Consider the following 13,741-nt stretch of genomic DNA (forward strand, 5'->3'; position numbering starts at 1 on the left):
GCCTTCACGCAAAATCGGGGATCGAGGACGACGAAACAAGATCGGATAACGCGACAGATTCAAGCGCACCGCGAAGGGCCGTGTTCACGCGGCCCCAGCCATCTTTAACCGGACAAAGCGGCATAAGGCATTCGCAAATTTCTTTTCCCCGCACCGAACCTGCGCATTCGGTCAGGCCGATGGGACCATCCACAGCCTCGATAATCTGAGCGATGGAAATGGTTTGAGCTGGACGGGCAAGGGTGTAACCACCAGCCGCGCCACGCTGCGCCCGCACAATCGCGCCTTTAGCCAACAGCTTCATCAGCTTGGCGACTGTTGGCAAAGGAAGCTGTGTTTCCAAGGAAAGGGTCGCCGCCGACCACATCGACTTTTCCTGCAAGGCCATTTGAGACAGCAAAATAAAGGCGTAATCCGCCAATTTACTCATACGAAGCATGGGCTTCCCCTAAATCGGATGTTTTTGGTACGCTATGGATATTCTGTCTTGCGCGGCGCGTCAAGGGGGCTTTTTGCGCTAATCACCCCATTAAAAAGGCCAGCACCGCATTGAGCCTTTCCAGCCCTTTGGGCGTGGCGCGAAGCGCTGTTTTGTCGTCCACCAAAAGACCTTCGCCCGCTAAAATGCTGCACTTATGCTGCGCAATATAATTTTCTAGGGGTGCAATAAATTTCGCCGCCCACGCCGCCTTATCGATCCCCGCGACAAGGCGCAGCCCCATCATCAGCGCCTCACGCTTTGCCGTTTCCGTACCTAGGATTGTTTCCTCGGCGCGGCCATGACCCGCTGTTCCGACCTGCTGCAACCAACGCTCTGGGTTGCGATGATTTTCGGTGGTATAGCGTTTGCCTTCTTCAACAAAGCGCCCATGCGCCGCCGCTCCGATACCGACATAATCGTCATAATGCCAGTACGTCAGGTTGTGGCGGCTTTCCTGACCCACCGCCGCATGGTTCGAAATCTCATAGGCGGGGAGTCCCGCCGCTGCCATGATCTCTTGCGTTGCCTCATACATTTGCGCGGCAGCATCGTCGGGCGCGGTGAGCGTTTCTCTGGCGGCGCGTTTGTGAAAGACCGTCCCTTCCTCAATCGTCAGTTGATAAAGAGACATGTGCTTAGCCCCAAACGTGAGGGCCTCGCCAAGCTCGGCCTCCCATGCCACGGGGGTCTGGCCAGCGCGGCCATAAATTAGATCAAAGGAAAAACGGTCAAAAGTTTTTGCAGCGCTTTCAAGGGCTTCCCGCGCAGCATGCGCGTCATGCGCCCTTCCCAAAAAACGCAAAGACGCATCGTCCAACGCCTGCACACCCAGCGAAAGACGGTTCACGCCCGCCGCTTTAAAGGCTTGGAACTTGCCGATTTCGGACGACGAGGGGTTCGCCTCTAGCGTGATTTCGCAATTTTGCTGCACCCGCCATAACGCAGCAATTTTGTTAAGAATTGCAGCAATCGTCTGCGGCTGCATCAAGGACGGCGTGCCGCCGCCAAAATAAATCGTCGCGATTTCTAGGTCCGGTAGCCGCACCGCATAGTGCGAAAGTTCGGTAAGATAGGCGTCTTCCCAACGCTTTTCCTCTAAGGCCGAGGGCAGCACCCGCGAATTGAAATCGCAATACGGGCATTTAGACACGCAAAACGGCCAATGGATATAAAGGGACAAGGGGGTCATAAAACCGTTCTTATAGCCCTAAAACCGTCACAACAATATCAGAAAACAAAAACTCTCCCTTATAATTGCCCAACAAGGCGAGGAAGAAAGCCCTTCTCCGGAAACGCTCTAACCAAGCGCCGGCCCTTTGTGCTGGTTGCGTAAAAGGTTTCTGCTACGATGCCAGACTAATGGATGATTCTTTATATTTTCAGGATCTACCACAATTATATTTGTGAAAGCAGTGGCCATAATGCCTGTTGTGATGATTCCAACGGAGAGCGAGTGAGACACTCCGCCCAAAAGGACGCCGCCCATCGAACCGGATAGCCCCATTAAGGAAAAAAATCCACAAGCATTCCCCATTGATTTTACTCTCCCATAGCCTTCTTTTCTAGAAGCAGAATAGCAGGAGCGAACCACGTCAATCGGACATAGGGCAACATCAGTAAGACCCGCCGCAATTAATTTAAATTCATTTAAGGCTTCATTTAAGGTCTTTTTTAATGCAACCATTTTTTCATCCTTTTTTATTAGCCCCACCGTTCGTGTGAAGAGTAGCACAAAAAGGGGCAGGGTTAAATACTTTCATCGAGCCATTTATAAAATCCGTTGAGAAACAAAAGGTTGTGATCAATGGGGACTAAGCCAACAAGGCCAGCAACTTTTCCATAGCTTTGCCACGGTGGCTGATCACTTGCTTCTCCGTCTCGCTCATTTCGCCAAAGGTGCGGGCATGGCCATCGGGGACAAAGAACGGGTCATAGCCATGCCCCAGCGTCCCGCGTGGCGGCCAAATGATTTGCCCCGCACAGCGTCCCTCGACAATCTCATGCCCACCATCCGGCAAAACCAACGCCAACACGCAAGTGAAATAGGCGCTGCGATTCGCCGCGTTGCCAAGCTCTTGCTGCACGCGGGTCATCCCCACCATGGGGTCTTTTTGTGGGCCGCACCACCTCGCCGTATGAAGGCCCGGCTCTCCGCCAAGAGCGTCCACGCAAAGCCCGCTATCATCCGCCAACGTCGGCAAGCCCGTCGCCTCCATCGCAGCGCGAGCCTTAAGAAGAGCGTTATCGGCAAAGGTTACGCCCGTTTCCTCTGGCTCTGGCAAGTTCAGATCGCCAGCGCCAACAACCTCTAGCCCCAAGGGGGCCAAAAGTGTCTGAAACTCGCGCAATTTGCCCTTATTCTGCGTCGCAATCAGCAGTTTTTTGACCGAAATTTGCACCCTTTATGCCCCTTAGCCTATCGCTTTTTTCTGCGCTTCTTTAAGGGTGGCAATGCCGCCCCGCGCCAGCGCCATCAACTCAAGAAACTGCACTTCCGAAAACGGCTTTTGCTCTGCCGTTCCTTGCACTTCGACAATCGCGCCCGCTCCCGTCAGGACGAAGTTGGCATCGGCCTGCGCGTTCGAATCTTCCACATAGTCCAAATCCAAAACGGCAGCGCCCTCGTACAGGCCGCACGAGATAGCCCCCACGGTGTCCGTCAACGGAAAGGACGAGAGTTTTCCGGTTTTCATCAGGTACTTACAGGCCAGCGCCAGCGCTACATAGCCGCCCGTGATCGACGCGGTGCGCGTGCCGCCATCGGCTTGGATCACGTCGCAATCGACCTTAATCTGAATCTCGCCAAGCGCTTTGCGATCCACGATGGCGCGAAGGGCGCGGCCAATCAAACGCTGGATTTCCTGAGTCCTGCCGGACTGCTTGCCCTTGGCGGCTTCACGATCCATCCGCTCATGCGTTGAGCGCGGAAGCATTCCGTATTCCGCCGTGACCCAGCCCTGCCCCGAGCCTTTGATAAAAGCGGGAACCTTTTCACTAACCGAGGCGGTGCAGAACACATGCGTATCGCCCATCTTGATCAGGCATGAGCCTTCGGCGTATTTGGCGGCGTGAGGAATGATTTCAACGGCGCGGAGTTGGTCAAAAGCGCGGGACGAAGGACGCATAAGGGAAGGCCTTTCAGTAAAGATAAAACAATACCAACGGGCATAAAAAATGACCGTTGGTATAAGGTCTTTTATTGTTCGCTGCCTTGATGATAAAAGCAAGCGTTATAGGAAAGAAACGATCATGCCCGCCACGCAAGCCGACCTTTTCGCCTTTTTTGACAAATTAGGGATCATACACAACACGGTCGAGCACCCTCCCCTTTTTACCGTGGAGGAGGGCCGCAACTGGCGCGACAAAATCCCAGGCCTTCATTGCAAAAACCTGTTTATGAAAGACAAAAAAGACAAACTCTGGCTCATCGTCATGCCCGGCGATAAACGCGCCCATATTGCGGGACTGGGGCGAGCCATCGGCTCGGCCCGCCTGTCTTTCGGTAAGCCCGACCTGTTGCTGGAGACTTTGGGGATCACGCCCGGCTCAGTCACGCCCTTTGCTTTGATGAATGATACGCAGCGCCGCGTGACCGTGGTGTTGGATAACGATATGATGGCCGCCCCACTGGTTAATTTTCACCCCTTGCGCAACGACGCCTCAACCACCCTGTCGTCAAGCGATTTGCTGCGGTTTATCAAGGCCCTGTCTTATGACCCCCTGATTGTCAATTGCGGCGAGTGGGTGGAGGACACCAACTCTGCTCCTGCCACATGAAAGTATTTTTTTAACCCCCTTTTACCCATTCTTTATGCTAAAATACGCCCATCGTTAAAGACTTTAAAAAGGATCAAAAAATGAGCAAGAACGATAAAGAAGCAACGATTCTCGACATCTTTCGCAGCGCCGCCCTTGGCGTGACGCTTCTTGTAACCTCCCATTTTATCTCTGGTTGCGCGACCGTCTCTGCCCCAGCGGAAGGGGGTCTTGCCCCACAGAAGCCCGCCACCCCTATCGCCGAACAAACCCTGCGCCCTTACAGCAATGTCGTTGATGAAGGTTCTACCGAGGTGACGTCCTATGCCGCGCTAAAGCCAGATCAGCCACGTGTTGATGTTTTGGAAGATAAAGTTAAGAAGAAAACCGATGTCGTTATCACAGATGGCCAACGCAAGATGTATCGCGTTTTTACAACGCTGGCGTTTGACGGGAAAAACTATAGCTATTGCGTTGACGTTGGGTTCGATGGCTACGTCCAGCGCGCTGTGACGGGCAACCCCACCTTGGATCGGTCCATCAAACAACTACGTGACAACCCACCTGATATTGCCCAAATCAATGCCCTTATTGAGAAAACAAAGAGCTTGGCCAACAAAAAGACCCTTTCTCCCCGCGAAGGCCCCATGAAAACGGTCTCAGTCCCCATTAAGCCAGACCAACGGCAATATGATTTGCGTTTAGACGGCTACATGGGGAAGGGCCATGTAACACAGGTTAGCAAAATCATTAATTTAAGCAGGCATCGCCAATTAAACGCGTCAACCCTAAACATCACAACGCGTTTTGATCTCCCCACCCTGCAGGACGGGCTGCCTTTGACCTTCGAGATTAGGAACGGGAAGCCCCCCGCCCATCTTACAGGGATACTTATGGATCAAGTCCGAGACTCCCTTAAGGACGCAGGATGGACGGTATCTCCCAAAATCAACTCCGTCGACTGGCTGTCCGCTTTGGCGAACAGTGCCGAAGCGGCCGCGTGGATCATGACGACCGACTTTGAGCGCATTGCCTATCAGCGGCCTATCGAAGCCCCTTTATATGAGGCCGCCCTTAAAAAGAACATGGACACCCTTCTTTCCCTTATGGTCGGCCCAGAGGCGAAACCGGCAAAACAGCCCGCTAAACCAACTGTCGCCCCCAAAGAAAAGATGCCAACGAAGGCTCCCGCAAAGCCATGCCCCAAGGCCGCCCCTAAGGAAAAAGTAAGAACCTCGCAGATCGCCATGCTGGCGCGATAACCGTCCCTTTTTGCCCTCTTTTTCCAGAGCGTTAAGGCATTGCACAGACCCCTAAATCATGCTAGAAATTAGACCTTGTGAAATACCCTTAACGCTTTGAATTTTATGACAAAAAACACCGCAGAAATCATCGGCGAAACCATCACTGAGTATGGCGCCGATTCCATCACCGTTTTGCGCGGCCTTGATGCCGTTCGCAAGCGTCCGGGCATGTATATCGGCGATACGGATGACGGCTCTGGTCTTCACCATATGGTGTACGAAGTCGTCGATAGCGCGGTCGATGAATCACTGGCGGGCTACTGCACGCGCATCGATGTGATCCTGAACGCCGAAGGGGGAGGGTGATTTAAGGACGGTTGTTAACCCAAGTTCGTGGCCGTGGGGGAACAATAGTGACATCAAATAAAACACACAATCACAAAGAGGGCGCAAAGAGGGCGACTTGCCCCCCACCAGCGCCTTGCCATAGCGGAAAATTGGAGGGTATCCCTTTCTAGACATAGGGCTGATAACAAGGAGGGAGCAGAAAAAAATTCAGGGCCCTGCATAACGGCGTATTTATGGTTAACCAATTATTTATTCACTTCCTTCGATTATAGCTATTATGTGGTGAACAACGCCCACGCCTCATAGAGACGCATAAAAAAACAACCGAAGGGAACACCCAATGCGAATTTGGAATAATATAAATCTTATGGGGAAGCTTTTTATACCACAAATTCTTGTGGTTCTCGTTTGCGGCATCATCGTGACAAGAGCGGATAATGGTTTTAGTGCGATCACGGATCTTACCACACGCGCGATTGACAACGATGTTGCGCGCACCCTGATTGTGTTGGGCGCGAAGGACGAAGTCGCCCAAGCGGCGCTTGCTGGACGAAGCGCTGCGGGAACGGTGGATAAGGACGCCCTTAAGCCCTTTGAAAATTCGTTAAAAGAGCATGTTCAGATCGCTCAAAAAGATGTGAAAAACCTCCTTGAGAAAATAAACGATCCAGAGCGGCACAAAATCGTCGCGAACATTGAGGAGGATATGCAAAAATACCTTGACATCTATGGCAAGTACTTTGCCGCTCGTTACGAGGGGGCAAGCGCCGAAGTCATCGGCGACCTTTCAAAGGAAGCCGTCAAAATACGCAAAAACATTCTTGATGATTTTGAAATCGTTGTCGCCTCCTACAAAAAGTCCATAAATGAACGGCGCGACGAGATTGTCTCAACTGGGAGGAAAACATCCCGTGAGGGCATGATAACGGCGGGCCTTGGGAGTTCTTTGGCCTATATCCTTCTTGCTTGGATCATCGTGTCGCAAGTGGTCAGACCGTTAAAAAGCGTTATTGGCAACCTTCGGCAAGTGGCAGAAGGAAATCTTAAAATCAATATTGAAGCCACAAGCCGACGCGATGAAGTTGGCAAACTTATAGAGTCACTCACTGTCTTTAAGGAAAACGCTTTGAAGGTCGAATCCTTGCAGCGTGAGCAGAAAGAGTCCGAGGTTCGCGCGGTAGAAGAAAACAGACAAAACATGCTTAAAATGGCCGCTGACTTTGAATCAAGCGTGATGGGGGTTGTCAAAGGCGTGGCGTCGTCATCAACAGAAATGCAATCCACAGCCAAAAGCATGTCGCAAATCGCGCAACAAACAAGCGAACAGGCAACGTCTGTCGCGGCGGCATCGACGCAGGCCAGCGCAAACGTGGGAACCGTGGCGACCGCAACCGAAGAGCTTTCTGCTTCTGTGAACGAGATCAGCAGCCGCGTGGCCGATTCTTCGCGGATTGCGCAAAAGGCAGCCGAAGAAAGCAAGCGCACTGTGGAAACAGTTGAAAAACTTGCAGCGGCCTCTACAAAAATCGGAATGGTTGTTGAGCTTATCAATCAAATTGCTTCACAAACAAATTTGCTTGCCTTGAACGCCACTATTGAAGCCGCACGAGCAGGTGAAGCGGGCAAGGGGTTTGCCGTTGTGGCCAGCGAGGTCAAAGGACTTGCCAATCAAACCGCAAAGGCAACAGAAGAAATCAGCGGACAAATCTTGGCCGTGCAAGCGGAAACGACAAATGCCGTCACGGCCATTCGCACAATTTCGGGAATCATCGATCAGGTGAGGGACATCTCGGCTAACATCTCAGCGGCTGTGGAAGAACAAGGCGCAGCGACAAGAGAAATAGCACGAAATGTCCAACAGGCAGCACAGGGAACGCACGATGTTTCTGAAAACATTGTTTCTGTCACCCAAGCAGCAAGCCAAACCGGCGCGGCGGCTGAGCAGGTTCTTTCAACAGCTGGCGAACTCGCCCACAACGCCGAAACCTTGCGCAAAGAAGTCGAAGACTTCCTTGCCAATATTCGTTCAAGCTAACAGAATCCCTTTGTGCGCCCCGTCTCCTTATAAAAACCGCCCCATGAAGTGATTCACGGGCGCTCGGCGCTGGGGATTTCCGCCTAGGCCGCTCAGAACGTTTGCTAGTGCAAACATGCGCCCGTTCGCACAAAGGTCAGAGCCAGCAGCTTCACCCGTGCCGCGCAGCGTTTTTCTTCTCAGTCATTTGTCGATCCTCCCTGCTGTTGAGAGAATCGGTGAATCATCCCGCGCTTAATTTATCGTTAACGATTTATGGGTTTTGCCCTAGTCTTGCGCGTTAAGTCATTGCACACGGCCCTAAATCATGCTAGAAATTAGGCCTTGTGAAATACCCTTAACGCTTTGGATTTTATGACAAAAAACACCGCAGAAATCATCGACGAAACCATCGCTGAATATGGAGCCGATTCCATCACCGTTTTGCGCGGCCTTGATGCCGTTCGCAAGCGTCCGGGCATGTATATCGGCGATACGGATGACGGCTCTGGCCTTCATCATATGGTGTACGAAGTCGTTGATAACGCGGTCGATGAATCGCTGGCTGGGTACTGCACGCGCATCGATGTGGTTTTGAATGCCGACGGCTCATGCACCGTACGCGATAACGGGCGCGGCATCCCTGTCGATATTCACGCGGAAGAGGGCATTTCGGCTGCCGAGGTCGTGATGACCGAGCTTCACGCGGGCGGCAAGTTCAACCAAAACTCGTACAAGGTTTCCGGCGGGCTGCACGGCGTGGGCGTTTCCGTCGTCAACGCGCTGTCTGAGTTTCTTGACCTGACCGTTTGGCGGCAGGGCTTTACGTGGTCGATGCGTTTTGCCCATGGCGTCGCAGTGGATCCGCTAAAACAGGGCGAGCCTTCGGACAAGAACGGAACCGAGATCACCTTTCTGCCGTCCAAGGAAACGTTTACGCACACCGAGTTCGTCTTTGCGACCATCGAACATCGCCTGCGCGAGTTGGCCTTTCTTAACTCTGGCATCAACGTCTATCTGACCGATGCACGGGGCGTGGAGCCTCGCCACAGCCACCTGAATTACGAAGGTGGGCTGAAAGAATTCGTCTCTTACTTGGATAAATCAAAAATCACGCTGCATGAAACACAGGTTGCGGTAAGCAAAGAAGTCGAAGGCATCACGGTCGAATGCTCGCTGCAATGGAACGATTCCTATCACGAAACCATGCTGTGCTTTACCAACAACATTCCACAAAAAGACGGCGGCACGCATCTAGCCGGTTTCCGCGCGGCTCTGACCCGCACCGTCAATCACTATGCGGAAGAATCCGGTCTGACCAAGAAGGAAAAGGTAGCTCTTTCGGGCGAGGATGCCCGCGAAGGCTTGACCTGCGTTTTATCCGTTAAAGTTCCTGATCCCAAATTTTCGTCGCAAACCAAAGAAAAACTCGTTTCCTCGGAGGTCAAACCCGTCGTCGAATCCGTCATCGCGGAGATGATGAACACATGGTTCGAAGAACATCCCAGCGAGGCCAAAAAGGTTATCGGCAAGGTTGTCGAAGCCGCCCGCGCCCGCGATGCGTCCCGCAAAGCGCGGGAGCTCGCGCGCCGCAAAAGCGCCCTTGATCCGACCTCTCTGCCGGGCAAGCTGGCGGATTGTCAGGAAAAAGATCCGGCGCTATCTGAACTTTTCATCGTTGAGGGCGATTCGGCTGGCGGCTCGGCCAAACAGGGTCGCTCACGCAAGACGCAAGCTATCTTGCCGTTGCGCGGCAAGATCCTGAACGTTGAGCGCGCGCGCTTTGACAAGATGCTACACTCGGCTGAAATCGGCACGCTGATTACCGCCATCGGCGCGGGCATCGGGCGCGAAGAATTCAACGCCGACAAGGCGCGGTATCACAAGATTATTATCATGACCGATGCCGATGTGGACGGCAGCCACATTCGCACCCTGCTCCTCACCTTCTTCTATCGCCAAATGCCAGAGCTGATCGAGCGCGGCTATCTTTATATCGCGCAGCCGCCTCTCTATCGCATCAAGAAGGGCAACACGAAAGAGCAATACCTGAAAGACGACCGCGCTTTGGAAAACTATTTGCTGTCCATCGGCAGCGAAAGCGCGGCGCTGACCCTTCACAACGGCAAGAGTTTTGCGGACGCTCCCTTGCGCGAGATGATTGAGCAAGCCCGCGTGATGAAAAACGCGCTAACGATTATCAATCAAAAAGTCGGCCACAAAACCATTGTTGAGCAAGCCGCCATCGCAGGTGTTCTTAATGTTGACGTGATCGCCGACAAGGCCAAGGCCGAGGAAGCCGCCGCCTATGTCGCCAAACGTCTGAACGCCGTCGGCATCGAGTCTGAGCGGGGTTGGAACGGCTCTGTCGCGCTAAACGGCGGGCTTTTGTTTACGCGCACGCGCCTTGGCGTTACCACGCGCTTTACGATTGATCCCGACACCCTGCGCTCTAGCGAAGCGCGGCGGCTGGACGGGATGACCGCCCTGTTACAGGATTGGTTTGAAGCGCCCGCTATGCTCTCGATCAAAGATCGCCCCCCCGTGGCCATGGCAGGCCCCGCCGAGCTTATTGAGGCCATCACGCTGGAGGGTCGCCACAACTTGACGATCCAACGCTATAAAGGTCTGGGCGAAATGAACCCCGATCAGTTGTGGGAAACGACGCTCAACCCCGAAGCGCGGACACTCCTACAAGTTCGCGTCAACCAAGTGGACGAGGCCGAGCAAGTGTTCTCAACCTTGATGGGCGATGTGGTGGAGCCGCGCCGCGACTTCATCGTTGAAAACGCGCTGAATGCGTCGAATATCGACGCCTAGGGCAAAGTGACTGGATTATATAGTGATCCACAATAAGACGATTCAAATAAACGGGATGCCCGTTTTCACGGGCATGACGGGGTTTTATGCCTTTAATTTAATCCTATATGCGTCATTCCCGCGAAAGCGGGAATCCCGTTTGTTTTCCTGTTTATAATCCACCTTATATTGGTTTTGTCATAACGTCGGGCGGTGTCCACCACACACTTTTAAAACGAGGGGTCCGCCACCTTGTCCACGTGCATAGGCCAAATCCGCCGCTGAGAGGGTGAAGTCATTTCTGGCGGCCAAATCGGCTCCCCAATGATGCAAAGCCATTATCGCTTTAGCGCGTCCGTTTGCGCCCGCCAAGATTGCTGCCGTGTTACCAAACTGGTCTCTGGCCCCTAAGTTGGCCCCCGCGCTATAGGCGCGACGAAGCCCCCAAACATCGCCCTCTTTCGCGCAGGCTAAAAAGTGGGCATTAAGCCAATCCGGCTTTTCATAAGCCGCCATAAGGACGGTTTTACAAAGAGGAGTCCACGGGAAATTCTTTTCCATTTTGCCAGTATCCTTTTTATCTATTGCGGAAAAATGCGGTGTTCGATGGATTCAACTATCCGCATTTCTCGCCTAAACGCAAATGTGTTTTTTGTTTTTTTGCACGTTTTTGCTTGGTTTTTGCGCAGTATGGTTAACACCCCAAAATGGGGAGGCCGCCGCTTTGCAGCCTCCCTACCAGAAAAAGAAAGCGATTAAAAATCCGCCGCGGACAGCCGGTAGCGCATAAGGATCTTCGCGTGTTCGCCGCCGCCGCTTACTTCCGTCCACTCCGCCGCAGAGCAAAAGTTGTTTTGCTTAAACTTCTTTTGGCCACACGCATTGTCCTGTGCGACTTGCGCAAACAAAAAGGAGCAGCCTTTTTGCGCAGCCCAGCCCTTGGTCGCGGCGATCAGGTCAATCGCGATGCCGTTACCCCGCTTCAAAACACAAAGCGATTGCACCACCGCCACCGCCGAAAAGCCACTCGCCCGCCGGACGCTTCCGCCCTTATCGGGACACGTCACATGCTTGGCTTGATGCGCCATAAGCCAATTTGTCGAGCGAACGACGGCCACCATGCCGACAAGCTGCTCGCCTTGAACCGCGCCGAAAACAGCGCCCGTTTCTTTTGTCAGCAGCTCTTCGAAATAGGCGGCAGGCCGCGGCAAAAGCATATGCTTTTTGTCGTCGGGCAACTCGCTACGCGCCTGCGCGTGAAGGGCAAGGACAGGCGCGAGCCACTCTTGCGAGGTGAGGTGTACAATTATTGTCGGCGCGGCATCTGCCGCCGCCTCAAGCGAAACCATTTTTGTCATGAGGATCAACTTTCAATAAAAAATTAAATCAGTTAAAGGCGCGAAGGCCCTTAACGGCTGCTCTTTTAAAAAGTCTGAGAGAAAATAAGACGGAGATTAGGCGACCATAAACCTTCTGTCAGACTTACCGCTGACAGAATCGTCGGAGTTGATGATAAGAAACGTTGTTCATGCCTAAATATCCTCTGTTGGGGCTATTCTAGCAAAAAACAAGGGGTGTCGCAAATGGTTTCATGCCTTGGCTAAAAGCTCACCCGCTAGTTTCTTGCCCAGCTCCACCCCGAACTGGTCGAACGAGTTAATGTCCCACAGGACGCCCTGCACGAACACCTTGTGTTCATAAAGCGCCAAAAGCAGGCCCAGATGATACGGATCCAACCGGCTCATCCATAAAACGGTGGACGGTTTGTTGCCCGCGTTGGTGCGGGCGGGGTCGGCATCCACGCGCCCGCTTTTCAACGCCTCAATCTGCGCCATCATATGCGCCTGCAAAACGGCTGCGTGGTCGGGGCGGCTCATGTCGTCATGGCGCACGCCGATAAACTCGGCGGCTACACGGCCCGTCCCTTGGTGCAGCCATTGGTGGAAGCTGTGCTGGCCCACGCTGCCGCACTCCCCAAAGATCACGGGGCCGGTTTGATAATCAACGGCTTCGCCGCCGCGCGTCACGCTCTTGCCGTTGCTTTCCATGTTCAGCTGTTGCAGAAAACGCGGCAGCTCGCGCAAGCGCTCGCTATACGGCAAGACAGCCTCAGCCTCTGCGCCGCAGAAATTGCGATTCCATATCCCCACAAGGCCAAAGAGGACGGGCATGTTCGCCTCTAACGGCGCGGTGCGGAAATGCGCGTCCATCGCCGCCGCACCCGCCAGCAACTCCCGAAACGCGGGCCAACCCACGGCCAACGCGATGCTAAGCCCCACGGCAGACCACAGGCTGTAGCGCCCCCCCACCCAATCCCACATCGCGAACATATTGTCCGCCTTAATGCCAAAAAATTCGACCGCTTGCTTGTTCGTCGACACGGCCACAAAATGCCGCGCCACCGCCGCCTCACCAAGCGCGCTAACCAGCCACGCCCGCGCCGAGGACGCGTTGAGCAGCGTTTCCTGCGTCGTGAAGGTCTTGGACACAACAACAAAAAGGGTTGTTTCGGGATTAAGGTTTTCCACCACGCTGAGAAAATCAAAGGGATCGACGTTCGCCACAAAATGAACGCGGGGGGTGGACGCCTGCGCACGCAAAGCACTGACGACAAAGCGCGGCCCTAAATCCGATCCCCCAATGCCGATGTTCACAACGTCCGTGATAGCCTTGCCCGTTGCGCCGAGCCATTTTCCATCGCGCACATCGCTTGTGAACCTTTCCATCTTCGCGTGAAGAGCGCGGATCGCGGGAATCACGTTCTCGCCGTCCACAACAACCGGCGCATCACTTTGCACGCGCAAAGCGGTATGAAGAACAGCGCGGCCTTCCGTTGCGTTGATCTTTTCGCCCGTGAACATTTTCTCGCGCATCGCCTCAACGCCTTGCTCTTTGGCCAGAGTCAACAACGTGTCCATGATTTCCGGCGTGATGGAACTGCGTGAAAAGTCGGCCTCTAGGCCTTCAACTTTTAGGGTCATGCGTCCTGCCCGAGCGGGATCGTGCGCGAACAAAGAGGCAAGGGTCACGCCCTTGTTTTCTCCATAAAGCTTTTGCAGGTTTTTCCAAGAGGCCTGCTGTGTCGGTTTTGTCATAGCG

Annotated in this window: 13 protein-coding genes; 5 read left to right on the top strand and 8 right to left on the bottom strand. The window is 53.7% G+C overall.

Annotated elements, in window-relative coordinates; all coding sequences use genetic code 11:
* Positions 1-4 precede the first annotated feature (4 nt).
* The 5 genes from WC612_01690 to rph form a co-directional block, all read right to left on the bottom strand.
* Positions 5-439 carry an SUF system Fe-S cluster assembly regulator gene (locus WC612_01690; protein MFA6279493.1) on the bottom strand — a complete coding sequence of 145 codons (435 nt, stop codon included), beginning with the start codon at positions 437-439 and terminating at the stop codon, positions 5-7.
* An 82-nt stretch (positions 440-521) separates the two neighbouring features.
* Complete coding sequence (gene hemW / locus WC612_01695) at positions 522-1,670, bottom strand: radical SAM family heme chaperone HemW (GenBank protein MFA6279494.1); 1,149 nt, start codon at positions 1,668-1,670, stop codon at positions 522-524.
* A gap of 108 nt (positions 1,671-1,778) precedes the next feature.
* Complete coding sequence (locus tag WC612_01700; GenBank protein MFA6279495.1) at positions 1,779-2,165, bottom strand: hypothetical protein; 387 nt, start codon at positions 2,163-2,165, stop codon at positions 1,779-1,781.
* Positions 2,166-2,292: 127 nt separating this feature from the next.
* The gene (gene rdgB / locus WC612_01705; GenBank protein MFA6279496.1) at positions 2,293-2,880 is read right to left on the bottom strand and encodes an RdgB/HAM1 family non-canonical purine NTP pyrophosphatase; all 588 of its coding nucleotides are present in this window, start codon (positions 2,878-2,880) and stop codon (positions 2,293-2,295) included.
* A 12-nt stretch (positions 2,881-2,892) separates the two neighbouring features.
* Entirely contained in the window at positions 2,893-3,606 is a 714-nt protein-coding gene (gene rph, locus WC612_01710) for a ribonuclease PH (protein ID MFA6279497.1), read from the bottom strand.
* Positions 3,607-3,655: 49 nt separating this feature from the next.
* Between rph and WC612_01715 the strand changes: the two genes are divergently transcribed.
* The 5 genes from WC612_01715 to gyrB all read left to right on the top strand — a co-directional run bounded on the left by WC612_01715 (position 3,656) and on the right by gyrB (position 10,663).
* Entirely contained in the window at positions 3,656-4,258 is a 603-nt protein-coding gene (locus WC612_01715; protein ID MFA6279498.1) for a YbaK/EbsC family protein, read from the top strand.
* An 80-nt stretch (positions 4,259-4,338) separates the two neighbouring features.
* Positions 4,339-5,499, top strand: a complete 1,161-nt coding sequence (locus WC612_01720; GenBank protein ID MFA6279499.1) for a hypothetical protein — start codon at positions 4,339-4,341, stop codon at positions 5,497-5,499.
* Between the two features lie 105 nt (positions 5,500-5,604).
* Positions 5,605-5,847 (top strand): hypothetical protein, encoded by a 243-nt coding sequence (locus WC612_01725; protein ID MFA6279500.1) that lies wholly within the window; start codon positions 5,605-5,607, stop codon positions 5,845-5,847.
* A gap of 349 nt (positions 5,848-6,196) precedes the next feature.
* Positions 6,197-7,864, top strand: coding sequence for a methyl-accepting chemotaxis protein (locus tag WC612_01730; protein MFA6279501.1), 1,668 nt, complete (start codon positions 6,197-6,199; stop codon positions 7,862-7,864).
* Between the two features lie 354 nt (positions 7,865-8,218).
* On the top strand, positions 8,219-10,663 hold the full coding sequence (gyrB, locus tag WC612_01735) for a DNA topoisomerase (ATP-hydrolyzing) subunit B (GenBank protein ID MFA6279502.1): 2,445 nt from the start codon (positions 8,219-8,221) through the stop codon (positions 10,661-10,663).
* 177 nt (positions 10,664-10,840) lie between these two features.
* Here gyrB and WC612_01740 read toward each other — a convergent pair whose 3' ends face one another.
* The 3 genes from WC612_01740 to pgi all read right to left on the bottom strand — a co-directional run bounded on the left by WC612_01740 (position 10,841) and on the right by pgi (position 13,737).
* Complete coding sequence (locus tag WC612_01740) at positions 10,841-11,203, bottom strand: hypothetical protein (protein MFA6279503.1); 363 nt, start codon at positions 11,201-11,203, stop codon at positions 10,841-10,843.
* A 194-nt stretch (positions 11,204-11,397) separates the two neighbouring features.
* A complete protein-coding gene (locus WC612_01745) occupies positions 11,398-12,000 on the bottom strand; it encodes a hypothetical protein (protein MFA6279504.1) in 603 nt (200 codons plus the stop codon).
* A gap of 231 nt (positions 12,001-12,231) precedes the next feature.
* Complete coding sequence (pgi, locus tag WC612_01750) at positions 12,232-13,737, bottom strand: glucose-6-phosphate isomerase (GenBank protein ID MFA6279505.1); 1,506 nt, start codon at positions 13,735-13,737, stop codon at positions 12,232-12,234.
* Positions 13,738-13,741 lie beyond the last annotated feature (4 nt).

Source organism: Bdellovibrionales bacterium (assembly GCA_041662785.1).
In the GTDB taxonomy this organism is placed as follows: domain Bacteria; phylum Pseudomonadota; class Alphaproteobacteria; order UBA9219; family UBA9219; genus UBA8914.

Bases quoted from the DNA above. Each gene is read 5' to 3' on its own strand.
- WC612_01690 (MFA6279493.1), bottom strand. From the start codon at position 439: ATGCTTCGTATGAGTAAATTGGCGGATTACGCCTTTATTTTGCTGTCT.
- hemW (MFA6279494.1), bottom strand. From the start codon at position 1,670: ATGACCCCCTTGTCCCTTTATATCCATTGGCCGTTTTGCGTGTCTAAA.
- WC612_01700 (MFA6279495.1), bottom strand. From the start codon at position 2,165: ATGGTTGCATTAAAAAAGACCTTAAATGAAGCCTTAAATGAATTTAAA.
- rph (MFA6279497.1), bottom strand. From the start codon at position 3,606: ATGCGTCCTTCGTCCCGCGCTTTTGACCAACTCCGCGCCGTTGAAATC.
- WC612_01715 (MFA6279498.1), top strand. From the start codon at position 3,656: ATGACCGTTGGTATAAGGTCTTTTATTGTTCGCTGCCTTGATGATAAA.
- WC612_01720 (MFA6279499.1), top strand. From the start codon at position 4,339: ATGAGCAAGAACGATAAAGAAGCAACGATTCTCGACATCTTTCGCAGC.
- WC612_01725 (MFA6279500.1), top strand. From the start codon at position 5,605: ATGACAAAAAACACCGCAGAAATCATCGGCGAAACCATCACTGAGTAT.
- WC612_01730 (MFA6279501.1), top strand. From the start codon at position 6,197: ATGGGGAAGCTTTTTATACCACAAATTCTTGTGGTTCTCGTTTGCGGC.
- gyrB (MFA6279502.1), top strand. From the start codon at position 8,219: ATGACAAAAAACACCGCAGAAATCATCGACGAAACCATCGCTGAATAT.
- WC612_01740 (MFA6279503.1), bottom strand. From the start codon at position 11,203: ATGGAAAAGAATTTCCCGTGGACTCCTCTTTGTAAAACCGTCCTTATG.
- WC612_01745 (MFA6279504.1), bottom strand. From the start codon at position 12,000: ATGACAAAAATGGTTTCGCTTGAGGCGGCGGCAGATGCCGCGCCGACA.
- pgi (MFA6279505.1), bottom strand. From the start codon at position 13,737: ATGACAAAACCGACACAGCAGGCCTCTTGGAAAAACCTGCAAAAGCTT.